Origin of the sequence: Psychroserpens sp. XS_ASV72, from assembly GCF_041224425.1 — a bacterium.
In the GTDB taxonomy this organism is placed as follows: domain Bacteria; phylum Bacteroidota; class Bacteroidia; order Flavobacteriales; family Flavobacteriaceae; genus Psychroserpens.
This window is the reverse complement of the sequence record NZ_JBGFGL010000067.1, coordinates 81,131-105,932: the sequence shown is the minus strand read 5'-3', so window position 1 is coordinate 105,932 and position 24,802 is coordinate 81,131. Positions and strand designations below refer to the sequence as shown.

The following is a 24,802-nucleotide window of genomic DNA, read 5'->3' as shown; positions in this document are numbered from 1 at the left end:
GTCTCGTTTTTGTTTATAACAAACTTAGCAATAAATATATAAAGAATGTTTCTAATTTGCCGATGATTTTAGCACTTCTGAGAGATTGACTTGTTTCCCATCTTGAAAGGCAACAACAAAACTTGTAGTGTAGCCTTTTTGCTTTGCGATAACCTCTAAACGTCTTATTTCATTAAGGTCTGACGTATTGCCATAATAATACTTATATAGTGTGCCGACTTTTTCCTTAGAAAGATCGGTCAAGCCATTAAAATTATAAGATTTTGGTTCAAGATCTCTTGAACTTGCTGCAATTTGAACTTTGAAAACCGTGCCTTCATAAACCAAAGGCGACACTTCTATATCGGTATTTTTTTCAATACCAGTATCGTTATATATATTTTCTCCAATGTTTTGGTCTAAGTTCTTTTTATAATCCAAAATAGCTTCCACTATAGAGTTTGACATTTTATCTTGTCCGTTTTTTGAATTAAGGTAAGCACCTTCTTTCTTATAGGTTAAAAACCCTGTTTCAATTAAAACACTTGGCATATAAGTATTGTGCAACACCCAGAAACCTGCTTGTTTTACACCTCTACTGTTACGCTTTCTCTTAAACTTAAAACTATCCTCTATCAATCTCGCCAATCGGATACTTTGCTCAAGATATTCTTCTTGCATCAAAGTAATACCAATCATAGATTCAGGTGAATTAGGATCAAAGCCTTCATAGTGCTTTTGATAATCGGCCTCTAAAAAGATAACTTCATTCTCTTTTTTGGCGATTTCAAAATTTCGTTGATTCGCATGCAACCCTAGAACAAACGTTTCGGTTCCATGAGCAGAAGAATTATGAGCATTACAATGAACCGACACAAACAGGTCTGCTCCAGCATCATTGGCTATTTTAGCACGACCTCTAAGAGTTACAAACTTATCTGATTTACGTGTGTAAATAACTTGAATATCATCATTTTTTTCAAGTTCTTTTCCAACTGCCAACACAATTTTTAAGGCGATTTCTTTCTCTTTGTAACCACTTCCTAAATTTCCAGAGTCGTGACCTCCATGTCCAGCATCAAGAACTACAACAAACTTGTCTTTCTCTTTTTCAAAACTAGTTGCATGTGTTAAAAAACATGTAAAAATCAAGACAGTATATAAGATAAAGTAGCGTACTTTCGTTTTCATACTTGTAGTAACGGTTAAGGCATTCGGTTTATTTTAAACATCTTGTCTAAACCCTTATTAGACATAAGGTTTTGACCTTTTTACAATTTCTGTGAATTATAAACAATTCATAAAAAATATATGTAATTTTGGCAATTCAAAAACCGAGCCATACTTTTACAAAAATACATTTAAAAGCATTGCGTACAAAGAGCTTCCACATAGTTTTTACTTTAAGTTTTACCATGTTTATCAACATGTTTTGCTTGGCTCAGGAGCTCCCAAAACCCAAAGACCCAATCAAGCCCAAACCAATCAACGATTCCACTTTAGTAAAAGTTGATTCTCTTTTGGGTCCTCCAATAGCGATTAAGGAAGTTGACAGTGTGGCAAAGGATAGTACTGTTAAAAAGAAAGAAACATTAACAGATATTGTAAAATACAAAGCCAAAGATTATGTCTCTTTAAACCAACGCCTGCAACAAACCACACTATACAACCAAGCAGAAGTGAATTATGGCGACATGACTATTACTTCTGGTATTATTGTAATTGACCATAACAAAGACCTGGTTTACGCTGGCCGACTGAAAGATACAGCTGGTGTTTATTCCCAAGCACCTGTTTTCACGCAAGGTCAAAATGTTGTTGAGCCAGATTCCATTATTTTCAATACAGTAACCAAAAAAGCTTTGATTTTTAATTCAAGAACAGAGCAAAGTGGAGGTACGATTATTTCCGATATTACAAAAAAGGAAAATGATTCGGTGTATTTTGTCAAAGATGCCAAATTCACTACTTCTGAAAACCTTGATGACCCAGAGTATTACTTTCTCATGCGAAGAGCAAAAATTGTTCCTGGGAAAAAAGTGGTTACTGGTTTGGCCAATATGTTTATTTACGATGTTCCTACACCTATAGGTTTGCCTTTCGCTTATTTTCCTATGTCAAAAAAGCAAACTTCTGGAGTTATTTTTCCAACATTTAGTCAGGATTTAGCTAATGACAGAGGTTATTTTCTGCAAAATGGTGGTTATTATTTTGCCATAAGTGATTACTTTGATTTAGCGGTTTTAGGAGATTACTATACAAATGGAAGTTATGGTTTACGATTGGAGAATAACTATGCCGTTAGGTATAAATTTAATGGAAACTTAAGTCTTCGATATGAAAATCTAATTAACAGTGAAAGAGGGTTCCCTGATTACTCCAAGTCGACTATTTATAACATACGCTGGTCTCACAATCAAGATGCTAAAGCAAATCCCAATTCTAGGTTTTCGGCTTCAGTTAACTTAGGTAGTAGCACTTATTACAGGCAGTCTAGAAATCAGGTCAATCTTTCCAATTCTCAAAACAATACGTTGGCCTCATCGGTTTCATACTCAAAAACATTTCAAGGAGAACCTCAAGTTAACATGAGTGTTACCGCAACGCATTCACAAAATACCAATACGGAAGTTATTAATATGACCTTACCTACTTTTCAAGGTAGTGTGAGCCGAGTCTTTCCGTTTGCACCTAAAGTTGGAACCAAGAAAGGAATCATTGAAAACATAAACTTTCAATACAATGTAAGAGCTGAAAACAGAATCCAAACTACAGATTCCCTTTTCTTTAAAAAAGAAATGTTTGATGATGCCAGAATTGGAGCTTTACATTCAATACCTGTAACCACAAACTTTAAGGTTTTTAAGTATTTCAGTATGAGTGCTAGTGCCAATTTTGAAGAAAATTGGACCTACAATACCATTAGACGCTATTACGATCAGGATTTGGAAACAACCGTCACCGAAGATGTCACAGGGTTTGATCGATTTTTCACATATAATTTCAGCACAAGTATTGGGACAACCATATATGGTATGTTCGATTTCAAGAAAGAAGGAAAAGATCCAAAAATCCAGGCTATAAGGCATGTTGTACGACCTTCCATAAGCTATAATATTAATCCTGCCTTTGATCAATATTACGATTCTTTTGATATTATTGATGCTAATGGAACAACTCGTGAGGAATACACACGTTTTCAAGGATCTATCTATGGTGCTCCAAGTCAAAACTTTTCTAGTTCCTTAGGTATTTCGGTTGGTAATAATTTTGAAGCCAAGGTAAGAGATAAAGACAGCACCGCAACAGAACCCAAAAAGGTGATTCTTTTAAATAATTTAAACCTTTCTACTTCCTATAATTTTGCTGCAGATTCCTTAAAATGGAGTCCATTGCGTGTTTCAGGAGGTACTACTATTTTGAAGGATAAGATGAATATTAATTTTGGTGCTACGTTAGATCCTTATGCATTAAACAATAACAATACGAGAGTAAATCAATTCAACATTAATAATGGTGGTAGTTTGTTCAGACTAACCAATGCCAATGTCAATATGAGCTATACCCTATCAAGTGATTCTTTTGAAGGTTCCAGCGAAGATGATGCTGCGATTCAAGAATCTATAAGAAGTGGTGGTCGTGCCGATGATCTTTTTGGTAAACCTCAGGATTTTGCAGATAAACGTCTAACTGATGATGACAAAAAAGACAAAGAAAAAGAAAATCCAGAGCTTTATAATTACAAAATACCATGGAGCTTAAGGCTGGCATACGCCGTTAACTACTCAAACTCCAGACGTGAAAATGAAATCTCATCACATTCTTTAATGTTCTCTGGAGACATTGAATTATCTCCTCGTTGGTCTGTTGGCGCATCCTCAGGTTACGACTTCAAGAACAAAGGGTTTACACTGACTCAGTTAAGATTTGAACGCGACTTATTATCTTGGCGAATGAACTTTAGTTGGGTTCCTTTCGGACCTTATAATTCATGGAATTTCTTTATTGGTATCAGATCGAGTTTACTTAAAGATCTTAAATACGACAAGCGTAGACAGCGTGATCAACAGTTATAACCAGAAAACTTATCTGCATACAATTTCAAAATCGTTTCATCGTTTTATTTTAAACTTCAATGTTTATGAAACCAATATCCTTCAAGATTTTAGCTGTATGTATTTTACTTTCAATAATATCTTGCGAGAGACCAAAATGCCAAACGACTAACCCTATTTTTCAATCTATGGACATTAGTTCCAGCCATTACAAAAAAGAACTGGCAAACGAAATTAAAAAAATAGGCATGAACAATCTTAGATATTGGTTAGCAGATTATTTTGAGGACAATCAAGAACATTACTTTGTGTTTTATGCTCAAAACGAGAGTTTATGCGCACAAGTAGTCATTAAAGCAGACATAGACAATCCTAAATTGAAACAGCTTATCAAGAACAAAGGTAAAGGTCGCTTTAATGCTGAATTTAAAAATTTAAAATTCGAAATTACAACTGATGACTCAGGAGATACCGAATTTGTTTATATCTCACACGACAGAATCATTGATTAGCTAAAGAACTTCTGCATACAGATCGAAATCTTCAGCTTCGACAATTCTAACTTGTGTGAACTCTCCAGTTTTTAAATAGGTTTTTGAAGCATCGATCAAAACTTCGTTATCGACATCTGGTGAATCAAACTCTGTGCGACCCACAAAATAATTCCCTTCCTTTCGATCAATAATGACTTTAAATTCCTGACCTATTTTAGCTTGGTTCAATTCCCAGGAGATTTGGGATTGGACTTCCATAATCTGATTGGCTCTATCCATTTTGACTTCTTCTGGAACATCACCCACTAAATTATAAGCATGTGTATTTTCCTCATGCGAATAGGTAAAACAGCCCAAACGTTCAAAACGCATTGCTTTCACCCATGATTTCAATTCTTGGAAATCTTCTTCAGTTTCTCCAGGATAACCTACAATAAGTGTTGTTCTTATAGTCATTTCCGGAACTTTTTCTCTGAAATCCTGTAATAATTTGGTTGTTTTTTCCTTAGTGGTTCCACGTCTCATACTTTTTAGGATATGATCTGAAATATGCTGTAAAGGAATATCAATATAATTACAGATTTTAGGTTCACGTTTCATCACTTCAAGGACATCCATAGGAAACCCAGTTGGAAACGCATAATGCAATCGGATCCATTCAATACCTTCAACCTTCACAAGATGTTCAAGTAGCTCTGCCAGATTACGTTTTTTGTATAAGTCTAAACCATAATACGTAAGGTCTTGGGCAATCAGTATCAATTCTTTAACTCCACTAGCCGCTAATTTCTCAGCTTCAATGACCAAATCTTCTATTGGTGTACTTTTATGTTTGCCTCGCATCAGTGGAATAGCACAAAAGCTGCAAGGTCTGTCGCAACCTTCAGCAATTTTTAGATAGGCATAATTTTTTGGTGTTGTCGTAAGTCGCTCGCCAATCAATTCGTGTTTATAATCAGCACCTAAAGCTTTTAATAGTTGCGGCAATTCTGTGGTTCCAAAATACTGATCTACGTTTGGAATTTCTTTTTCCAAATCGGGTTTATAGCGTTCACTCAAACATCCTGTCACAAAAACTTTATCTACAAGGCCATCTTCTTTTTTCTGCATAAATTCCAAAATGGTATTTACACTTTCCTCCTTGGCATTATTGATAAATCCGCAGGTATTAATAACCACAACATTGCCTTCCTCTTCATGAACCACATCCTTTCCACTCGCCTTGAGTTGTCCCATCAAGACTTCACTATCATAGACATTCTTGCTACAACCTAAAGTAACGACATTGATCCTGTTTTTTTTAAGCGACTTTGTTCTCATATTCAAATTTCGATTTGCAAAGATACGCAATGATTTAAGATATTTTTGAAATGGTTATTAAACCTTCCTATATTTATATTGTCATATTAAAAACACTATCAATGAAAGCCATAAACCGAATCTGTTTCCTCTTTTGTGTTCTTATTGTTTTTCAATGTACTTCAGATGACTCCACAACGACGCAACCTGATGGCACACCTGATTCTGGAAATGTTTACTTCCCACCTACTGATGGAAGTGATACTTGGGATACCACAACCCTTTCTGAGTTAGGTTGGAACGAAAGTCAACTTCAACCTTTATTGGATTTTTTGGAGGCTAAGAATTCTAAAAGCTTTATCATACTTCACAAAGGAAAATTAGTTGTTGAACATTATATGAATGGCCATAGTGAAACTACTCCTTGGTATTGGGCAAGTGCTGGTAAAACGCTTACGACTACAGTAACTGGAATTGCCCAAGAAGAAGGTTGGCTCAATATAAATGATCGTATTTCCGATCATATAGGAACTGGATGGACCAGTGCTCCGATTGATAAGGAAAATTTGATTACTTGCAAAAACTTACTGTCTATGAACTCAGGTCTTGACGATAGCCTAGGTGATGATGTATCACCAGAAAATCTTCAATATATTGCTGATGCTGGAGATCGCTGGGCCTATCATAATGTTTATGTAAAGCTACAAGATGTTGTGGCATCTGCTACCAATCAAACATGGTCAAACTATTTTAATACTGCTTTAAAAGATAAAATCGGTATGACTGGAGCTTGGATTCAAACAGGTGATTTCAGTGTGTATTGGAGCACCACTCGCAGTATGGCACGATTTGGTTTAATGATTTATGCGAATGGTAAATGGGAAACGAATCAAATTATTTCTGAAGCTTTTTTGAACGATGCTACCAACACCTCACAACCTATAAATGAAGCTTATGGCTATCTGTGGTGGTTAAATGGTAAATCAACATTTCACCTACCGCAATCCCAAATTGAGTTTCCAGGAGAATTGATTCCTAATGCTCCTAGTGACATGTATTGCGGTTTAGGAAGAGATGATCAAAAAGTGTATGTCGTTCCAAGCAAAGATTTGGTTATTGTACGAATGGGTGAACCTGCAGATGACATTAATTTTGCTTTATCCTCTTTTGATAACGATCTCTGGGAAAAAATAAACCTATTGATTAATTAATTATAATCTTTAGGTGATACTCTCATGTTCGATGCTTGTTCGTAACTATAAGCCCATTGCAAAAGTTGTTTTTCTGATAAAGGTGTTGAAATAAAAGTCAACCCTTTTGGAACTCCTTCCTTAGTATATCCCATAGGAACAGTTAATGCTGGATATTCGGCAACCGCAGCTTCGGCGGCATGATAATTATTAATTGATAGAATTGCATCTAATTGTTCCACTTTCATAGGCGTATCGAAGAACACCTTACCATTGGTCTTCAAAGTATTTTTTATAGCCTCAAATTCTTCTTTAGAACTGGAATCCTTTGATACACCTTCAAATAATCGCTGACCGTAAGGCATCGCTAAAAGACTATCTTTTAAATTAAACTCAATGATGTCCTCTATTGTTTTGTATGGAAGTTCTTTATTGGAATAGTTTTCAAAATAATTCGCTAAATCAACTTTCATATCTAAGTTTAAAAGCCTAATAAAGTCAGGCAAATCAACCTTTTCCTCACTTATTTCCACAATTTCGGCACCTTGTTGCTTCAGCAGACCAATGGCATTCATATATAAGGTATCTTTCATCAGTTCCTTAAATGCTCCAAAACGTTTCCCTTTTACGGCATTGGCATTTAGATTTTCATAATAATTTTTGATATCCAGTTTTGGTTCAACCGATTTGAAATCGGCTTGGTCATAGCCTTTCATAGCATCAAACACTATGGCATTATCAACGACAAACCTTGAAATCGGTCCAGGTGTATCTAAAGTTGATGAGATCGGCACAATTCCTGTACGGCTCAACACACCAATGGTTGGCTTTAATCCTACAGCAGAATTCTGGCTTGCAGGTGATAAAATAGAACCTGCTGTTTCACTACCTATCGCAGCAGCACAAAAATTAGCAGCGACAGCAACACCGCTTCCAGAACTTGATCCACCAGTATCAATGATTCGTCTTCCATAAGGATTGAGTGTTTGACCTCCAATAGCAGAATAACCGCTTGGGCAACTTCCACAGAAAAAATAAGCCCATTCGCTAAGATTTGCCTTTCCCAAAATAATAGCACCTTGAGACTTTAATTGAGAGGTTATGAAAGCATCTTCGGTTTCGTTGTTCTTCAAGGCCAATGCGCCAGCAGTGGTTGGAATTCCTTTGGCATTGATATTGTCCTTTAATAAAATTGGCATTCCAAAGATAGGATGCTTCGCCTTTTTATTTAACAGCTCTCTATCTTTTTGACGAGCAGCTGCAATGGCATTTGGGTTTAATGAAATAACGGAGTTTAATGATAAATCGTTTTCACGATCATACTTTCTGATTCTAAACAAATAAAACTTGGTTAAAGATTCATAACTCAATTTACCTTCTGAAACAGATTTTTGTAAAGATGGAATGTCTTGATTTAAAATTAAAGGCTTAAGCGCTTTATAGGTTGCTTCTTTAAAGTCTTCCAACTGAGTGTTAATGTCTTCCCAAATGACTTCGTTCGAAATCAGTTTAGAATCTAACACCTTAAACTCTCTAAAATCTTTTGTAGAAATGGCGCTGATATCATCAGCAACCTCATTTGCATTTGTATCATTAATTTGCTTCTCATCTTTTTTACAAGACAAGAAAACTAATGTGAGTAATAAACCGAGTAAATATTTCATCTTTATTTTCTTATAAAAATAAAGAAAAAACAGAATTTATTTGAAGAATGAATCTACAAACTCATATTTATTGAACACTTGCAAATCCTCAATACCTTCACCTACTCCAATATATTTAACTGGAATTTGGAATTGATCACTAATGCCTATCACCACACCTCCTTTAGCAGTTCCATCAAGTTTTGTAACGGCTAATGCGGTCACTTCAGTAGCTGCCGTAAATTGTTTAGCCTGCTCAAATGCATTTTGACCTGTTGAGCCATCCAACACCAAAAGCACATCATGAGGTGCATCACCAACAACTTTTTGCATGACCCGTTTTACCTTACTCAATTCATTCATCAAATTGACCTTGTTGTGCAAACGTCCTGCAGTATCTATTATCACAACATCAGCGTCTTGAGTTACTGCAGATTGCAAGGCATCAAAAGCCACACTAGCAGGATCGCTACCCATAGATTGTTTGATCATAGGAACATCGACGCGATCTGCCCAAACTTGAAGCTGATCGATTGCTGCAGCTCTAAAGGTGTCAGCAGCACCTAATACGACTTTAAGTCCTTTCTTTTTGAATTGGTAAGCCAATTTTCCAATCGTTGTAGTTTTACCTACACCATTGACACCAACCACCATAATTACATAAGGTGTTTTAGTACCATTGTCTTGTTTTGGTAAGTCAGGAATTGTATAGTCTGTAGCTTCTCCTGAATTGGTTTCGGATAGTAATCCGGCGATTTCCTCACGTAAAATTTTGTTGAGCTCCGAAGTGCCCAAGTATTTATCTTTTGCGACGCGTTCCTCGATGCGTTCTATAACCTTTAAAGTGGTATTGACACCAACATCACTTGTTACCAAGACTTCTTCAAGATTATCGAGAACATCATCATCAACTTTAGATTTTCCAGCGACGGCTTTATTAAGTTTTGAAAAAAAAGATGTTTTCGATTTTTCCAACCCTTTGTCTAGTGTTTCCTTTTTTTCAGAGGAAAATATTTTTTTAAAAAAACTCATTTGTTATACCTATTTCAATACTCCTATCAAAACTTAGACCTAAAATTTATTCTGCTAAAATGGCAGAAAGAGGTCAAATATAGACATAAAAAAACTGCTTTCAAATATGAAAGCAGTTGATATGATATATGAAATGTCTTGATTATTTTTTATCAAAAAAATCGTTAACCATGTCTGGCGACATAACAGACTCTACAAACATGTAAGCACCTGTTTTAGGTGATTTTACCATTTTAATAGCTTTTGTAAGTCTTTTTGATCCTGTTTGTAATGATGCTACTGATTTCTTTGCCATGACTTATGTGTTTTATCTTCCAGATGGAATCTATTTATTTGATTTCTTTATGAACGGTCATACGCTTTAAGATTGGATTGAATTTTTTAATCTCCATTCTTCCTGGCGTGTTCTTTTTATTTTTAGTTGTGATGTAACGAGATGTTCCTGGTTGTCCAGACTCTTTGTGCTCAGTACATTCCAATATAACCTGTATTCTATTTCCTTTCTTTGCCATCGTACGTATCTTTTAACGCGTTATGCTTTTTATTTTAAAAATCCTTTAGCTTTCGCTTGCTTTAAAGCCGCAGAAATACCAATTCTGTTAATTGTTTTTAAAGCTGAAGTAGATACCTTAAGTGTAACCCACTTATCTTCTTCAGGAATATAGAAACGCTTCTTAATTAAGTTAGCGTCAAATTTACGCTTGGTTTTATTCATAGCGTGAGAAACGTTGTTCCCAACCATGGCTTTCTTTCCTGTAAGTTCACAAACTCTTGACATTTCTTTCTCTCTTTAATTGATGTTTATTTAAAACAGGGTGCAAATTTAAGAAAACTTTGCAATACCAACAAAGTAAAAGTGTTACTTTTTTAAAATTTCTTTTTGCAACATTTCAAAGGCTTTATTTGCTGCTTTATGAATCACTTTTACTCTATGGTTTCCGAAGCTAAAACACTCAGAATATACTTTAGTTTTTGTTGCAATGGCGATATAAACCACACCTAAGCCTTCATCGGTATCATCTTTTGTCGGACCAGCATTTCCTGTAGTGGCCACAGCAAAATCTGTATCCAATAATTGTAAGACTTGCGAGGCCATAGCTTCAGCTACCTCAGCACTAACTACAGAAAATTTTTCAATCAATTCTTCTGGAACTTTGAGCACATTGACTTTTGTCGCCTTTGTATAACTAACCACACTTCCCATAAAATATTTTGAAGCTCCAGGATTGGCAGTTATGCGTTGAGCAATCAATCCGCCTGTACAACTTTCAGCTGTTGCGAGGGTTTTATTCATTTCGGTTAGATATTTACCAATCATGGCCTCGATGGAAATATCATCTTCATAACCTGCAAAAATATCCTCAATAAGTGGCAACAATAAATCGGTTTGCTTTTGCATGGCGGTTTCTACTTCATCTCTATTTTTTCCTTTAGCAGATAAGCGTAATCGCACTCTTCCTAAATTTGGTAAATATGCTAGTTTGATAAACTTGGGCAATTCATTTTCAAAGGTTTCTAAACGCTCTGCCACTGAGCTTTCTCCTAATCCGTAAGTCAAAAACGTTTTGTGCTGAATGAATGGGAACTTGAATTTTTTCCGAAGCTTTGGAAGCACTTCGTCAGTCATTAAAGCCTTCATCTCAAAAGGAACACCAGGCAAGGAAACGAATACCTTATTGTTTGTTTCCAACCACATGCCAGGAGCACTTCCATACTTATTCATCAAAACATCACATTTTGAAGGCACCAAGGCTTGGTCTAAATTGACCTGCTTAAGCGGTTTCTTGACATACACTTCCCATAAATGCTCAATATTTTTTCTAACGGAAGGATTTTCAACCAAAACATCATTAAAATAATCTGCAATGGTTGTTTTGGTAATATCATCTTTGGTAGGTCCTAAACCACCTGTTATTATAATGATATCTGCATTGGATTCTGCTTCAGAAAGCGCTTTGAGAATATGGTTCTTGTCGTCTTGAACCGAAGTAATTTGATAGACAGAAACACCAATCGTATTAAGTTGTTTTGCAATAAAAGCCGAATTGGAATCTATAATTTGACCTATGAGAATTTCATCACCAATGGTAATTATCTCTGCTAACATTACAAACTGAAATCTGCTTTGAGTTCTTCACTCGCATTTTCAACTGCCTTTAACACCAGTTCCAATTCATGTGAGCAATCTTCACCAACTTTTTCAAACTTTCCCCAATCTTGTACAACAATAAGATCGTCTAAAACACCTAGTTCGAATAAATCGACAGTGGGTTTCATTTTATGGGCCGCTTGATAAGCATTGTAATAATCTGTTTCAGCTACAGCTTTTTGGAGTCGCTCGGCATCAACTGGGACCTCTTCCAAAAAGGCCTCAACGATCGATTTAACAAAATCCTCATCATTATCAGCCAATTCGCGAACTCTAAATAATTTATAATGTTGTTCCATTTATTTTATTGTTATTGAAAACAGCTTTCTGTCTTCTAAAAAACCGGTTAGTTTGTCATTAGCAATAACTTTGCCAACTCCTGCGGGAGTTCCTGTAAATATAATATCTCCAATCTTTAAAGTAAAATATTTTGAGACATATTCTATAATTTCATCAATTTTATACAACATTAAACTGGTATTACCCTTTTGGACAATTTCGTCGTTTTTTTTAAGACTGAAATTGATGTTGTCAACATTTTTAAAATTACTTTTCGGAAGCCATTCTCCAACCACAGCTGCACCATCAAAAGCTTTAGCTTTTTCCCAAGGTAATCCTTTTGATTTCAACTTAGATTGTAGATCTCTAGCTGTAAAATCGATACCCAAACCTATTTGATCGTAATATTTATGGGCGAATTTTTTAGCGATATATTTTCCAACTTTATTGATCTTCACCAAGACCTCAACTTCATGATGGATCTCATCTGAAAAATCTGGAATAAAAAACGGTTGTTTTTTTAATAAAATAGAAGTGTCGGGCTTTAAAAACACAACAGGTTCTGATGGTTTTTCATTTTCCAGTTCCTCAATGTGTTCCGTATAATTTCGACCAATACAAATGAGCTTCATATTTAAGACAATTTATTATTGAAGGCTCTTAGTTTAATAGCAGTTAATACCTTTTTAGTGTACAACGGAAAATCGGCATTCAACAACCACCCAAAATAACCAGGCTCGTTTTCCAGAACTTCAGTGACCAATTTCCCTTTATGCTTTCCAAAGGAAAAACACTCCTCGCCTTGCTTATTATAGATAATAAATCCGGCAAAATCGGCAAACTTTTTACGAGAACTGAATTCAGCTAAAAATTTGGTGTCATTTTCTAGAGTATCATAGCGTTCCAACTGAGCCTTCAATACTTCATAAGTGGCTTTGGTATCAGCTTCAGCGCTATGTGCATCATCAAGGTTTTTATCACAATAAAACCTATATGCAGCACTTAAGGTACGTTGTTCCATTTTGTGAAAAATAGTTTGCACGTCAATGGATTGGGTGTTTTTCATGTCAAAATCAATATCAGCTCGAAGCATTTCCTCAGCTAGTAACGGAATGTCAAATCGGTTGGAATTGAATCCTCCCAAATCAGAATCCTTAATCATATTGTGCACCTCTCTCGAGATCTCTTTAAATGTAGGTTTATCGGCAACGTCTGCATCTGAAATACCATGCACTTTTGTCACTTCAGCTGGAATAGGAATGGTTGGATTGACCAATTGTGTATAGTTTTCTTCCTTTCCGTTGGGATGAACCTTAAGAATTGAAATTTCTACAATACGATCTTTAGTAATATTGATACCTGTAGTTTCCAAGTCGAAAAAACAGATTGGTTTCGTTAAGTTGAGTTGCATGAAATGATTTTTGGCAAAGATAATTAGAATGCCGAGAAAATGAATTTTACACCAATAAAAAAGCACAATTGATAAAATTGTGCTTTCTATTTATATGTAATTAAAATTATATCTCTCTATTTGAATCCCAAGCCTCAAGATAATCCTTGACGGCTTTTACAAATTGACCACCAAGTGCTCCATTAACAACTCTGTGGTCGTAAGAATGTGACATAAACATTCTGTATCTGATACCAATGAAATCACCTTCTGAAGTTTCTACAACTGCAGGCACTTTTCTAATGGCTCCAAGTGCTAAAATACCCACTTGAGGCTGGTTGATTATTGGCGTTCCCATAATACTTCCAAACGTACCGACATTAGTCACTGTGTAAGTACCACCTTGAATATCATCAGGTTTTAAGGCATTGTTTCTCGCTCTATTCGCCAAGTCATTGACCTTTTTGGTCATACCAACCAAGTTCAATTGATCTGCATCACGAATAACGGGTACGATAAGGTTCCCATCTGGCAAGGCTGCCGCCATTCCTAAGTTAATATGTTTCTTTTTAATGATTTTATCACCTTGAACCGAAATGTTCATCATTGGAAAATCACGCAAAGCTTTAGCAACAGCTTCCATAAAAATAGGTGTAAAAGTCAGGTTTTCCCCTTCACGCTTAAAGAATTCATCTTTAACCTTATTACGCCAATTCCATATTTTAGTCACATCGGCTTCAATAAAACTTTGCACATGAGCAGAGGTTTGAACCGACTCGACCATGTGATGGGCTATGAGTTTACCCATTCTAGTCATTTCAATGATTTCATCATCTCCACTTGCTACAACAGGTGCTGGCTCAGCTTTAGGTTGCGGTTTTTTTGGTTCCGAACTCGGAACAGCTTGTGTTTGAACTTCTTTAGCAACCTGTGGTTGTCCATTTCTGTTTTCAATATAGGACAGCATATCATTTTTAGTGACACGTCCATCTTTACCTGTTCCGGGAATCTGATCGAGTTCGTTTTGTGCAATACCTTCTTGTTTTGCTATATTTTTAACCAAAGGCGAATAGAAGCGATCACCTGAACTTACAACTGGTGCTGCTACCGCTTCTTTTGCGGCAGTAACCGTATTAGAAACTTCGGCTACAGCAACAGGTTCTGAAACAGTTTCTTGTGATTTCGGTTCAGATTTTGGTGTGTCATCAGTAGATGGACTTTCTCCATCAATTTCAATCACCGCAATAGTCTGTCCAACTTGAACCACATCGTCAACATCAAATAATTTTTCAACCAAAACACCATCAACCTCACTTGGCACTTCACTATCGACTTTATCTGTAGCGATTTCAAGAACCGCTTCATCTGCTTCTATAGTATCACCAACTTCTTTTAACCACGATGTTATTGTTGCCTCAGCAACGCTCTCTCCCATTTTAGGAAGTTTAAGTTCAAATTTTGCCATATCTGTAATCTAAGGTCTGAATTCTATTTGATGGTTGCAAAATTAATAAAAAAACAATTCGATTGTTGCGATTAATTTAATTAATTCTGACTAAGGTGAATTATTTCACCTCTACTTTTGGAGCTATTACTTCCAACGATAAAGGTAGCCTTTTTTGGTAAAATTTTAAAAGTGGCATTGCAATTTTTAGGTGTATTGGATAGGATTTCGATGATTGACTTAAAACTGAGATAATTATTGTCTAAAATATATTCCGTATTGTCTTGATAAACTTTTAATTCAGTTTCTAAGAGAAGTTCTTTCTTTAAAGTATGCTTCAAGTCTTTATTAATACTATTGGAAATAAACACTACACGTTTTGTATCAATAGGTTTGTTTTTAGGTGGCTTTTGAAACCATGTTGCTAATCGCACTCCAAACCAAACCATAATATTAAAAATCACATTAGACGTGAAATACTTTAGATAAAAGATTTGCATAGCACCATAAAAACGTTGCGCATACTCTTTGTTTTTTAGAGTACTTTCTCCTTTATAATGAATCACAGTTGATGTCCCAAAATAATAGTTGTGATAACCTGCCTTTTCTATTTTGTAGGACAAGTCTATATCGTCACCGTACATAAAGTAATCTTCATCAAAACCATTGACTTGTACATATACTTTCTTCTTGAGCAACATGAAAGCACCAACCAAAATGGGAACAGATCCTGTCTTATGCTCATTTAAGGTTTTTACATAATAAGAATCTGTGAAACCCAACATTTTTTTAATAGCCACATTTGGTGTTGGAACATAGCGTTTAGATTCGGGTAAAAATTGCCCTTTACCATCAATTAACCTACATCCTAAAGCGCCAAGATCTTCTTTTGAATCGGCAAAAGCCAATGCTTTCTCGAAAGTATCTTCGGCCACAACCGTATCAGGATTTAGAATACATACATAGTGCCCTTTTGCCTTTGAAACACCAATATTATTACCCTTTGAAAAGCCTAAATTTTGTTGGTTCTCAATAAGTTTTATCTCAGGAAATTGAGACCTTACCATAGCGCAACTATCATCAGAAGAATTATTATCGACAACAATGATTTCTGCGTCGAGATTCTTGATTGAGGCCTGCACACTTTTAAGGCAAAGCTCTAAAAAATAGCGAACGTTATAGTTTAATATGACTACAGAAAGTTTCAAACAGGATTTAGGATTTTAATGAAGCTTCAAAAGGAATTCTATTGATAATACTTCTTCCTAAAGTAATTTCATCTGTATACTCTAATTCATTTCCTACAGATATTCCTCTTGAAATCGTAGAAGTAATGACATCATAATCTTGAATCTGCTTATAGATATAAAAATTGGTTGTATCTCCTTCCATCGTTGATCCTAAAGCAAAAATCAACTCCTTAACATGACCTTGTTTTACTTTTTCAACTAAGGATTTGATGTTAAGTTCGTTTGGTCCGATACCATCCATTGGAGATATTTTACCGCCCAAAACATGGTACAAACCTCGAAACGAACTGGTGTTTTCGATGGCCATGACATCTCTAATATCTTCAACAACACAAATAATATCAGTGTTTCGATGTGGATTGGCACAAATCTCACATAAATCGGTATCGCTAATATTGTGACAACTAGCACAGAATTTTATCTGACTTCTCATATCACTTAGAGCCTTGGCCAAATTATGACTCTGTGATTCAGGTTGCCTTAAAAGATGTAGTACCAAACGCAATGCCGTTCGCTTACCTACACCTGGCAATTGTGACATCTCATTGACAGCATTCTCAAGAAGTTTAGAAGCGAATTCCATAGGTATAAAATTACATCAAAAAAGCCACGTATATCAACGCAGCTAGAAAAACTTAAGAGGATTAATCAATAATTAGCTTTTTGGTCACCACACCATTAGCATTATTGACAGACACAAAATACAAACCAGAATCAAACTGAGAGGTATCGACATTAAGTGCAGATGTTAAAACCTTTTCTTTACTGTAATACACTAATTTTCCTAAAGCATTATAAATTTTGACCGAAACTTTATCTGCTTTATTCCAAGATATGCTTACTTGGTCTTTAGCTGGATTTGGAAATAAAGTAAAAGTATTTAAATCAAAATTTTCGACACTAAGTGTGTCATCAAAAAGGTTTGATACCCATAGACCTCTTCCATAGGTTGCAGCATATATTTTATTATTTGCTGTATTGATTTCCAGTTCACTGATGATCACATTTGGCAGATTATTACTAAAGGGCTGCCATTCGGTGTAAGTGTTATCAATATAAAAGACCCCATAATTCATCCCTAAGTACAAACCATCATTTCCATTGTCGTCCCACACCAAAGCTCTAGCACTAAAATTTGGAAGATTCAACAAATAGGAAGTCCATGTATCTCCTCCGTTAGTCGACACATATACCTTCTGGGAACCAGTAGTAGCGATAGCAACTTTTTCTGGATCGGTTGGATGGATAGCGATAGAGTTTATCGAACCACTGAACCCTGTTAATTGTCCCCATAATCCAAAATTACCACCAGATTCCGTTTTATATAAAGTATTACCAAATGCAGCATACATTGTAAAACTATCAGGACCAATTTTCAAATGGTTTAGATTAGGACCGAAATCCTGGGAAATTGAAACCCAGTTATTTCCTCCATCCGTTGATTTATAAACTTCATCATATCCAGTATATATTACATTTGATTGATTAGGATCTTGTTCAAAAGGTGTAATCCAGTTACCCGTTTTGCCAAGTGGAGATTGGAACCAAAATTGACTATTTCCGCCATTAACAGATTTATAAAGTGTTCCATTTTGTGAAGTTCCATACAATATATTAGAATTGTCTTTATCTACAAAAGTTTCCATACCATCAGCACCAAGCCAATCTTTCCACACACCATTACTTCCCAGAACTGAAGTCCCGTTATCTTGAGAACCTCCTGTAACAATTACAGGGTCGGTTTGACTGATTCCTATTCTGTAGAACTGTCTAATCCCTAGTCCAGGCGTTAAATCCCTGTAGTAGGAAGTGGATACATTTAGTGGGTCATCAGCTACATATATACCGCCATCGGAACCTACATAAAGTTTGTAGCCATCTGTTGGGTTTCCAACATATTCCAAAATATCTATATCGGCATGACAATAGCCTATATTTTGGCTTGATGCATTCTGTGGAATCCATTGCGAAGTAATATTAAATGTATCTCCACCATTAGTTGATCTCCAAGACAAAATACCAGCTATATGCACATCCATAGCATTAAGAGGATTTACTGTAACATCCATATCTCTTGGTGCCTGACCTAAATTATCATCAGCAAATGAGCTGTAACCAAAATAATTATTGGTACCATGATCCAATTTGGTAAAATTGTTTCCACTATCTGTTGATCTATGAAACCCTCCAAAAGTTCCGCCTGAGGCCTCTACCACATACACCATATTAGGGTCATCGGCTGAAACCCCTATCATTTTAGGTCCTGAAGAGAATTCATTTGGAACATTTTCAAAACCGTCAGAAAAAAACTCCATACCTAAAGATGGATCAGTAACTGAAACATCATCAATGGTCAAACCTCTTCCATAATTTGCTGTTCCTTCAAAAGCGATATAATAATCTGAACTCGGGTTTGGCAAATTTAAAACAACATCATTCCAAACTGCAGATTCTGCAGTATAACTGGCTAATTCAATCCATGAGCCTCCTGAAGACGTCTTGTAAAGCACGCGTAAAGCATCAATATCTCCAGCCCAATTTACATTTGTAAATGAAAAATTTAATTTCGGTTCACTTGCTGCTGAAATATCAATCGATGGTGAGACGAGATTAGTAATAGGTGAGCTAAAATCGCTAACATAACAAATTGCCATAGCGCTTCCTGTTCGAGGAAAGACTGTACTATTTTGATTTGCTCCTCCAGTAGTCCAGTTATTTTCACCACTTATATATTCTTGGCTCCAATTACTTAATCCGTTAGGTGTTTGAAATGTTTGTCCACCATCCACAGATTTAAAAAAGGCATTACCTGAAGCATAAACTACATTAGTATCGCCAGGTTTGAATTCTACATCGTATCCATTGGTTGCAGAATCATGAATCAAAGACCAATTCAATCCACCATCTGTAGATTTAAAAATACCTCCACTTTCTACAGAACAATACATTTTATTGGTATTCGTTGGGTCAATTAAAATCTTATTAACTCTTCCACTACCTGTATCAGCATGTAGGTTCCAAGTAGTTCCTGAATCTGTCGATTTAAAAATACTTCCACCTGTAGAACCCCAAAAATAGATAGCTGGATTTGTTGGATCCATGGCCAATGCATTTACACTAAGTGTTGAAAGGTTATCAGTTAAGACCGTCCAATTCGCACCACCATCTATGGTTCTCCACACTCCTCCTGTTTCAGACCCTATGATGATATGATTAGGATTTGATGGTTCCACAGCTATAGAAGTCACCCTTCCAACTCCTGGATTCCATCCAGAGGTTTGGTTCCAGTATTCTGGACCTAAAGGTTGCCAAGTACCAACTGTTGTTCTTGCAGCTCCAAAATTCTGATTGAAATAACTGTTATAATTTTCAAGTTCAGTGAAATAAAACTCTGGGGATTTCAACATCCCGTTTTCATCCATGTCTTGCTGCGCTTGGTATTCCCAACGTTTATATGGTTTATAACCTGTTCCTCGGCCTGTTCCAACTTCAGCAAAATAGGCTTCAGCAACTTCCTGAATCTCTTGAACTGTATAAGTTCCTTTAGCTATCATTTCTCTGTAGCTTTGAGACCATGTAGTGCCAAACATAAATAATAGAACGAGTAGTACACAACTATTTTTCATCAGTATATTAAATTTTGGGTAAAACCAAAGTATTATTATGCTTCTTTGTTATAAGAAAAGCCCTTTTTTAATAATAAATACTTAATATTGTTTACAATTTTTTTGCTAAAATAAGGTATTTGAACCAAATAATTTGTTAAAACCAAACTATGTCTACGAACGCTATTATCTTACTTATCCTTGCCTACTTTGGTTTACTTATAATAATCTCTTATTTTACTGGCAAAGAAGATTCCAATGAAGCCTTTTTTAAAGCTAACAAGTCGGCTCCTTGGTATCTGGTAGCGTTTGGAATGATAGGCGCTTCCTTATCTGGCGTTACTTTCATTTCTGTTCCTGGAGCTGTTGAAGACAAACAGTTTGGTTACTTTCAGGTTGTATTAGGTTACTTCTTTGGCTACCTCATTATTGCGTATGTGTTGCTACCGCTTTATTATAGAATGAATCTTACTTCGATTTACACCTATTTAAGGGAACGGTTTGGAAATACGAGCTACAAAACCGGTTCCATTGCCTTCCTAATTTCGAGAACTGTTGGCGCAGCATTTCGACTATTTTTGGTAGCTAAAGTTCTACAATTATTGGTTTTTGAAAATCTATCTATACCATTTCCAGTAACAGTTGTGATTACGATTGCTCTTATTTGGTTATACACTTTTAAAGGAGGTATCAAGACCATTATTTTTACAGATACACTTCAAACCTTATTCATGTTGGTTTCGGTTATCGTTACAATTTCTTTTTTAGCAAGCGCTCTAGGTATGAGTAGTGTTTCAGAAGTTTATAACAGCATTGCAGAGAGCCAATTGAGCAAGGTCTTCTTTTTTGAAGACGGTAATGACTCGCAATACTTTTGGAAAAGCTTTTTAGCAGGTGTTTTCATTACGATTACCATGACAGGCCTAGATCAGGATATGATGCAGAAAAACTTGACTTGTAAAAACTTGAAGGAAGCTCAAAAAAATATGGTCAGTTTTAGTGTCATCTTGATTTTTGTAAACCTTCTATTTTTATCCTTAGGATTATTACTTACTCAATATGCTGCTCAAAATGGCATCACTGCAAAAAAAGATGATTTATTTCCAACAATTGCTATGCTCCCAGAGATAGGAGTAGTTACCTCATCATTCTTTCTACTCGGACTTATTGCCGCAGCATACAGTAGTGCAGACAGTGCCTTAACATCTTTAACCACTTCATTCTGTATTGATATTATTGAACTGGATAAAAAACCCAAAAAAGATCAAAAAAAATATCGAAAACAGATACATATTTTGTTTAGTGTGATATTAGTTATTGTTATCATCTTGTTTGACTTACTGTTTAAAGATGTGTCTGTTATTTGGGAACTTTTCAAGGCAGCTGGCTATACTTATGGCCCTTTACTGGGATTATTTGCTTTTGGTATCTTAACCAAAAAGCATTTGAAAGATAGCTATGTATGGATTATAGCTATTGTTGCTCCTGTCTTGTCATACATCATAAACATCTATTCGGAAGAATTGCTGAACGGCTATCAAATTGGTTTTGAAATTTTAATCGTCAATGGTTTATTGACCTTTTTAGGCTTACTATTAATAACTACACAATCAAAAACTAATATTGATTAGTACCTAACAATACTAAAGTACAAGCCACTTCGAATTCAATATCATTGTCTTGCAATAGCTTTTGGAATTCAGGGTTTTCCGTCCCAGGATTAAAAATAATCCGTTCGGGCTGTAATGAAATCAAATAGTCATAATACGGTTTTTGTCTTTGCGGATTAAGATATAGTGTAATTGTGTCTATGTTTTCATAAGATTTTAAATCGGTATCAATTGTAATGCCTGCAACCACACCTTCCTTTAATCCATAAGCCACTACATCGTGTTTGTTTTGAACCAAACGATTTATAGCAATATTAGAATATCTCATAGGTTTTAGCGAGGCTCCAAACACTAAAGTTTTTTTATTCATCTAATCAAATTTAATTCATAAAGCTAGTCATTCTATTTGTCGTAAAGAAATCATGTTTTTTGTTAAAAGCGTGTTAAGTTGTGTTAAAAGAAGTAACACAAATGAAATATAGGCGTCTATGTTGTATCACTTGTTTTTAAACAAGAACAATATTAACTCAATCAATCAAAAAATGAATAGAATTACACTATGGTGTATGCTATTACTTTCTGTAATGGCAAATGCTCTTAACCCAGAAGCTGTCGAAGCTAGAGAAGGTTCCGTTTCGGGTCGAATAATCGACGCTTCTCTCAACCAACCATTACCCTATGTCAATGTCATTATTAAAGACACCCAGTCTAATACCATTACTGGAGGAATCACCAATGATGACGGAACTTTCGAAATTAACAACATTCCTGAAGGCGATGTTATTTTAAGTGTCCAATTTATTGGTTTTAAAACCGTGAACAAACCTATTTCCATAGGAAAAGGTAACTACAAAATCAATGTTGGCGATATCTATTTGGAAGAAGACGTTGAAAGCTTAGACGAAGTTACTGTGGTTGCTGAAGTAACCACCATTCAACAAAAAGTAGATCGCAAAGTCATCACCATTGGAAAGGATTTAACGACTTCCGGACCTACGGCAAGTGACATTATGAACAATCTGCCTTCTGTTAATGTTGATCAACAAACTGGAAACATCAGTCTTAGAGGTAATGAGAATGTAAGAGTGATGGTAGATGGCAAATTATCAAATGTTCCAATTGCGCAACTCTTGAGGCAAATTCCATCTACATCTATCAAACAAATAGAGTTAATCACCAATCCATCTGCAAAATACAATCCAGAAGGCATGAGCGGTATCATTAATATCATCTTGCATAAAAACACTACTATTGGTTTCAATGGAAATATTAATGTTGGATTAACAAAGGAAATCTTTGCGAAATTCAACAGTTCCATCGACATGAACTATCGTAATGGAAAGTTCAATTTTTACGGAAACTACGGAAACAATATCGGTAAATATGCCAATTATGGAAACATTGAACGATTGGATGATCAATCGGTTCAAAACTTTGATTTTGGCAATAATAATAAATCACATCTTTATAAGGTTGGTGTCGATTTTTATATGAACGATAACAATACCTTCTCATTTTTCACCAATCAAAATTTATTTGACGGAAAAGGTACTGGTTCTACCGGAATTCAATATATAAATGAACCGCTTCAACTTCAAAATTTTAATAATACCATAGATAATGTTGTATCACAGTATAATGGAATTTATAATCATAAGTTTAAAAAAGAAGGCGAAAAATTAGACCTTGAGGTAGATTACAGTACGTTCAATCAAGACGAAATAGCAAGGTTTAGTTTTACAAACATTCCTTTTCCACCTAACTACAGAGATTTTGTAGATACGAATAGAGATCAAACGGTTGTTAACCTTGATTACACCAATCCGTTAGATGAAAAAACAAAACTTGAGGTTGGTGCTGAAGCACGTCTTTTTGAAACCAACATTGACTATGATTCTTCAGGTCTTTCTGTAAATCCGTTGCAGGATATGACACCAAACAATGGTGATGAATTTATTCCAACACCAAGTACCGACTTTACATATAAGCGTGACATTTATTCAATATATGCAACGTATGGAAAAGCGTTTGAAAAATGGAGCTATCAAGTAGGCATTAGAGCTGAAAGTGTAACCGAAGATGCCTCTGCGATTAGTCAATCGGTAAATGGTGAAGACAATATCCCTTTTGAAAACGATTATATTCAGGTTTACCCTTCTGTTTTTGCGACATATACTCCTAGTGATAAAAACACATTCCAAATGAGTTTAAGTCGACGTGTTGACAGACCAGGTTTACAACAGGTCAACCCTATCCGCGAATGGAGCACACCTTTGATTTCTTCTTTTGGAAATACAAATCTCCAACCGCAGTTCACCAACTCTGTCGAATTGAACTACACACGTAATCTCGAAAAAGGAACGATTACTGCTGGCGTATTTTATCGTTTGGTTGAAGATGAAATCAACAGAGCCGTTTTTATTGATCGTTTAGACCTCAACAAAAACATCTTGACTTTTGACAATTTCGAAAACACCACAGCATTCGGTGTGGAATTGAGCAGCAATTACAGACCTACTAAATGGTGGAGCTTAAATGCGAGTTTCGACTTATTTGCCAGAACCCAAAAAGGTATTGCCGAAGAATTGACACAACCTATAGAAGTGGCAACCATTGATGATATTTCTCGTACATCGATTGAAGTAGATAATGTTGTATACAACATTAGATGGTTTAACAATTTTAAGGTAACCAAGCAATTAAACTTGTCGTTATTCACCATGTACAGAGGTGAAGAAAAAGGCTTACAGTTTACTAGAAAACCAATGTTTATGGTCAATACTGGCTTACGTTATAGTTTCCTTGAAGATAACAGAGCTACCTTTAGCTTCAACTACAGCGATATTTTCAATACCATGAAATTTGAATTTGAAGGCGACAGACCTTATCCTCAAGTTGGTCAATTCAACTGGGAAAGCAACACTTGGAATATTGCCCTTTCCTATCGCTTTGGAGGCGGAAAATACAGAGCCTTACAACGTAAGAATCGCGATGACAACGAAGCTTCTGGTGGAGGCGGATTCCTGTAAACAATGTTTAGTATTCTTAATAGCCTACATAATAGTTGATGGTTAGTGTTAAGTTTGGTTATTAAGTCTACAGCCCGAAGTCTTATGGCTTCGGGTTTTTTTTAAAGTATTTTTTTAATCAATTGTAAAGTATCTGATACTTAAACGACTAAAGCACAACGACATTGATTTTTGAGATTAATAATCCATGATCAATATGTTTTAAGTTGATTGATAAATAGCAAAAAAGTTCGCATTTACCTCGTGCGAACTTTTTTTGTGTTAATTGATAGTTAAATTAGGTATTTGATATAATAAAATTGAAATTTCAGCGTCTTGTATATGTGATAAGTTTTAAAGTTAATCAGTTTAACA

Annotated in this window: 21 protein-coding genes; 5 read left to right on the top strand and 16 right to left on the bottom strand. The window is 35.5% G+C overall.

The genetic code is table 11. The features are described 5' to 3' along the window. Positions 1-51: 51 nt before the first annotated feature. Positions 52-1,170: an N-acetylmuramoyl-L-alanine amidase gene (locus AB9K26_RS01545; protein WP_369970773.1), complete on the bottom strand. Its 1,119-nt coding sequence runs from the start codon at positions 1,168-1,170 to the stop codon at positions 52-54. Between the two features lie 128 nt (positions 1,171-1,298). Here AB9K26_RS01545 and AB9K26_RS01540 point away from each other — a divergent pair, with 128 nt between their 5' ends. Both AB9K26_RS01540 and AB9K26_RS01535 read left to right on the top strand, forming a co-directional pair. Next, positions 1,299-4,055, top strand: coding sequence for a putative LPS assembly protein LptD (locus AB9K26_RS01540; protein WP_369970772.1), 2,757 nt, complete (start codon positions 1,299-1,301; stop codon positions 4,053-4,055). Positions 4,056-4,282: 227 nt separating this feature from the next. Then, on the top strand, positions 4,283-4,546 hold the full coding sequence (locus AB9K26_RS01535; RefSeq protein WP_369970771.1) for a hypothetical protein: 264 nt from the start codon (positions 4,283-4,285) through the stop codon (positions 4,544-4,546). Here AB9K26_RS01535 and rimO read toward each other — a convergent pair whose 3' ends face one another. Continuing rightward, a complete protein-coding gene (gene rimO / locus AB9K26_RS01530; protein WP_369970770.1) occupies positions 4,547-5,848 on the bottom strand; it encodes a 30S ribosomal protein S12 methylthiotransferase RimO in 1,302 nt (433 codons plus the stop codon). Positions 5,849-5,949: 101 nt separating this feature from the next. Between rimO and AB9K26_RS01525 the strand changes: the two genes are divergently transcribed. After that, a complete protein-coding gene (locus tag AB9K26_RS01525; protein WP_369970769.1) occupies positions 5,950-7,038 on the top strand; it encodes a serine hydrolase domain-containing protein in 1,089 nt (362 codons plus the stop codon). Here AB9K26_RS01525 and AB9K26_RS01520 read toward each other — a convergent pair. The 13 genes from AB9K26_RS01520 to AB9K26_RS01460 form a co-directional block, all read right to left on the bottom strand. Further along, entirely contained in the window at positions 7,035-8,681 is a 1,647-nt protein-coding gene (locus tag AB9K26_RS01520) for an amidase family protein (RefSeq protein WP_369970768.1), read from the bottom strand. The two genes, AB9K26_RS01525 and AB9K26_RS01520, sit on opposite strands and share 4 nt — an antisense overlap. A 36-nt stretch (positions 8,682-8,717) precedes the next feature. Beyond that, the gene (gene ftsY, locus AB9K26_RS01515; protein ID WP_369970767.1) at positions 8,718-9,692 is read right to left on the bottom strand and encodes a signal recognition particle-docking protein FtsY; all 975 of its coding nucleotides are present in this window, start codon (positions 9,690-9,692) and stop codon (positions 8,718-8,720) included. A 142-nt stretch (positions 9,693-9,834) separates the two neighbouring features. After that, the gene (locus AB9K26_RS01510; RefSeq protein ID WP_369970766.1) at positions 9,835-9,987 is read right to left on the bottom strand and encodes a DUF4295 domain-containing protein; all 153 of its coding nucleotides are present in this window, start codon (positions 9,985-9,987) and stop codon (positions 9,835-9,837) included. 34 nt (positions 9,988-10,021) lie between these two features. After that, positions 10,022-10,204 (bottom strand): 50S ribosomal protein L33, encoded by a 183-nt coding sequence (gene rpmG, locus AB9K26_RS01505; protein ID WP_139695441.1) that lies wholly within the window; start codon positions 10,202-10,204, stop codon positions 10,022-10,024. A gap of 29 nt (positions 10,205-10,233) precedes the next feature. Continuing rightward, positions 10,234-10,470, bottom strand: a complete 237-nt coding sequence (rpmB, locus tag AB9K26_RS01500; protein ID WP_369970765.1) for a 50S ribosomal protein L28 — start codon at positions 10,468-10,470, stop codon at positions 10,234-10,236. Between the two features lie 81 nt (positions 10,471-10,551). Continuing rightward, a complete protein-coding gene (locus tag AB9K26_RS01495) occupies positions 10,552-11,799 on the bottom strand; it encodes a competence/damage-inducible protein A (protein ID WP_369970764.1) in 1,248 nt (415 codons plus the stop codon). Continuing rightward, entirely contained in the window at positions 11,799-12,140 is a 342-nt protein-coding gene (locus AB9K26_RS01490) for an Hpt domain-containing protein (RefSeq protein WP_369970763.1), read from the bottom strand. The genes AB9K26_RS01495 and AB9K26_RS01490 overlap by 1 nt, the downstream gene beginning before the upstream one ends. Beyond that, on the bottom strand, positions 12,141-12,752 hold the full coding sequence (locus AB9K26_RS01485) for a fumarylacetoacetate hydrolase family protein (protein WP_369970762.1): 612 nt from the start codon (positions 12,750-12,752) through the stop codon (positions 12,141-12,143). A gap of 2 nt (positions 12,753-12,754) precedes the next feature. Then, positions 12,755-13,531 (bottom strand): exonuclease domain-containing protein, encoded by a 777-nt coding sequence (locus AB9K26_RS01480; protein WP_369970761.1) that lies wholly within the window; start codon positions 13,529-13,531, stop codon positions 12,755-12,757. Between the two features lie 106 nt (positions 13,532-13,637). Then, positions 13,638-14,975 carry a dihydrolipoamide acetyltransferase family protein gene (locus AB9K26_RS01475; RefSeq protein ID WP_369970760.1) on the bottom strand — a complete coding sequence of 446 codons (1,338 nt, stop codon included), beginning with the start codon at positions 14,973-14,975 and terminating at the stop codon, positions 13,638-13,640. 80 nt (positions 14,976-15,055) lie between these two features. After that, the gene (locus tag AB9K26_RS01470) at positions 15,056-16,162 is read right to left on the bottom strand and encodes a glycosyltransferase family 2 protein (RefSeq protein WP_369970759.1); all 1,107 of its coding nucleotides are present in this window, start codon (positions 16,160-16,162) and stop codon (positions 15,056-15,058) included. Positions 16,163-16,169: 7 nt separating this feature from the next. Continuing rightward, the gene (gene recR / locus AB9K26_RS01465) at positions 16,170-16,787 is read right to left on the bottom strand and encodes a recombination mediator RecR (RefSeq protein WP_369970758.1); all 618 of its coding nucleotides are present in this window, start codon (positions 16,785-16,787) and stop codon (positions 16,170-16,172) included. Positions 16,788-16,848: 61 nt separating this feature from the next. Next, positions 16,849-19,830: a T9SS type A sorting domain-containing protein gene (locus AB9K26_RS01460; RefSeq protein ID WP_369970757.1), complete on the bottom strand. Its 2,982-nt coding sequence runs from the start codon at positions 19,828-19,830 to the stop codon at positions 16,849-16,851. Positions 19,831-19,979: 149 nt separating this feature from the next. On the opposite strand from AB9K26_RS01460, the gene AB9K26_RS01455 reads away from it, so the two are divergent. Continuing rightward, a complete protein-coding gene (locus tag AB9K26_RS01455; RefSeq protein WP_369970756.1) occupies positions 19,980-21,440 on the top strand; it encodes a sodium:solute symporter in 1,461 nt (486 codons plus the stop codon). On the opposite strand, the gene AB9K26_RS01450 is transcribed toward AB9K26_RS01455, so the two are convergent. After that, positions 21,427-21,789, bottom strand: a complete 363-nt coding sequence (locus AB9K26_RS01450) for a CoA-binding protein (RefSeq protein ID WP_369970755.1) — start codon at positions 21,787-21,789, stop codon at positions 21,427-21,429. The genes AB9K26_RS01455 and AB9K26_RS01450 overlap by 14 nt on opposite strands. Positions 21,790-21,961: 172 nt before the next feature. On the opposite strand from AB9K26_RS01450, the gene AB9K26_RS01445 reads away from it, so the two are divergent. Beyond that, positions 21,962-24,448, top strand: coding sequence for a TonB-dependent receptor domain-containing protein (locus AB9K26_RS01445; RefSeq protein ID WP_369970754.1), 2,487 nt, complete (start codon positions 21,962-21,964; stop codon positions 24,446-24,448). Positions 24,449-24,802: the final 354 nt, after the last annotated feature.

What these genes read in the sequence shown, in the direction of transcription:
- AB9K26_RS01545 (WP_369970773.1), bottom strand. Translation starts at nt 1,170, where the DNA reads ATGAAAACGAAAGTACGCTACTTTATCTTATATACTGTCTTGATTTTT.
- AB9K26_RS01535 (WP_369970771.1), top strand. Translation starts at nt 4,283, where the DNA reads ATGAACAATCTTAGATATTGGTTAGCAGATTATTTTGAGGACAATCAA.
- rimO (WP_369970770.1), bottom strand. Translation starts at nt 5,848, where the DNA reads ATGAGAACAAAGTCGCTTAAAAAAAACAGGATCAATGTCGTTACTTTA.
- AB9K26_RS01525 (WP_369970769.1), top strand. Translation starts at nt 5,950, where the DNA reads ATGAAAGCCATAAACCGAATCTGTTTCCTCTTTTGTGTTCTTATTGTT.
- AB9K26_RS01520 (WP_369970768.1), bottom strand. Translation starts at nt 8,681, where the DNA reads ATGAAATATTTACTCGGTTTATTACTCACATTAGTTTTCTTGTCTTGT.
- ftsY (WP_369970767.1), bottom strand. Translation starts at nt 9,692, where the DNA reads ATGAGTTTTTTTAAAAAAATATTTTCCTCTGAAAAAAAGGAAACACTA.
- AB9K26_RS01510 (WP_369970766.1), bottom strand. Translation starts at nt 9,987, where the DNA reads ATGGCAAAGAAATCAGTAGCATCATTACAAACAGGATCAAAAAGACTT.
- rpmG (WP_139695441.1), bottom strand. Translation starts at nt 10,204, where the DNA reads ATGGCAAAGAAAGGAAATAGAATACAGGTTATATTGGAATGTACTGAG.
- rpmB (WP_369970765.1), bottom strand. Translation starts at nt 10,470, where the DNA reads ATGTCAAGAGTTTGTGAACTTACAGGAAAGAAAGCCATGGTTGGGAAC.
- AB9K26_RS01495 (WP_369970764.1), bottom strand. Translation starts at nt 11,799, where the DNA reads ATGTTAGCAGAGATAATTACCATTGGTGATGAAATTCTCATAGGTCAA.
- AB9K26_RS01490 (WP_369970763.1), bottom strand. Translation starts at nt 12,140, where the DNA reads ATGGAACAACATTATAAATTATTTAGAGTTCGCGAATTGGCTGATAAT.
- AB9K26_RS01485 (WP_369970762.1), bottom strand. Translation starts at nt 12,752, where the DNA reads ATGAAGCTCATTTGTATTGGTCGAAATTATACGGAACACATTGAGGAA.
- AB9K26_RS01480 (WP_369970761.1), bottom strand. Translation starts at nt 13,531, where the DNA reads ATGCAACTCAACTTAACGAAACCAATCTGTTTTTTCGACTTGGAAACT.
- AB9K26_RS01475 (WP_369970760.1), bottom strand. Translation starts at nt 14,975, where the DNA reads ATGGCAAAATTTGAACTTAAACTTCCTAAAATGGGAGAGAGCGTTGCT.
- recR (WP_369970758.1), bottom strand. Translation starts at nt 16,787, where the DNA reads ATGGAATTCGCTTCTAAACTTCTTGAGAATGCTGTCAATGAGATGTCA.
- AB9K26_RS01460 (WP_369970757.1), bottom strand. Translation starts at nt 19,830, where the DNA reads ATGAAAAATAGTTGTGTACTACTCGTTCTATTATTTATGTTTGGCACT.
- AB9K26_RS01455 (WP_369970756.1), top strand. Translation starts at nt 19,980, where the DNA reads ATGTCTACGAACGCTATTATCTTACTTATCCTTGCCTACTTTGGTTTA.
- AB9K26_RS01450 (WP_369970755.1), bottom strand. Translation starts at nt 21,789, where the DNA reads ATGAATAAAAAAACTTTAGTGTTTGGAGCCTCGCTAAAACCTATGAGA.
- AB9K26_RS01445 (WP_369970754.1), top strand. Translation starts at nt 21,962, where the DNA reads ATGAATAGAATTACACTATGGTGTATGCTATTACTTTCTGTAATGGCA.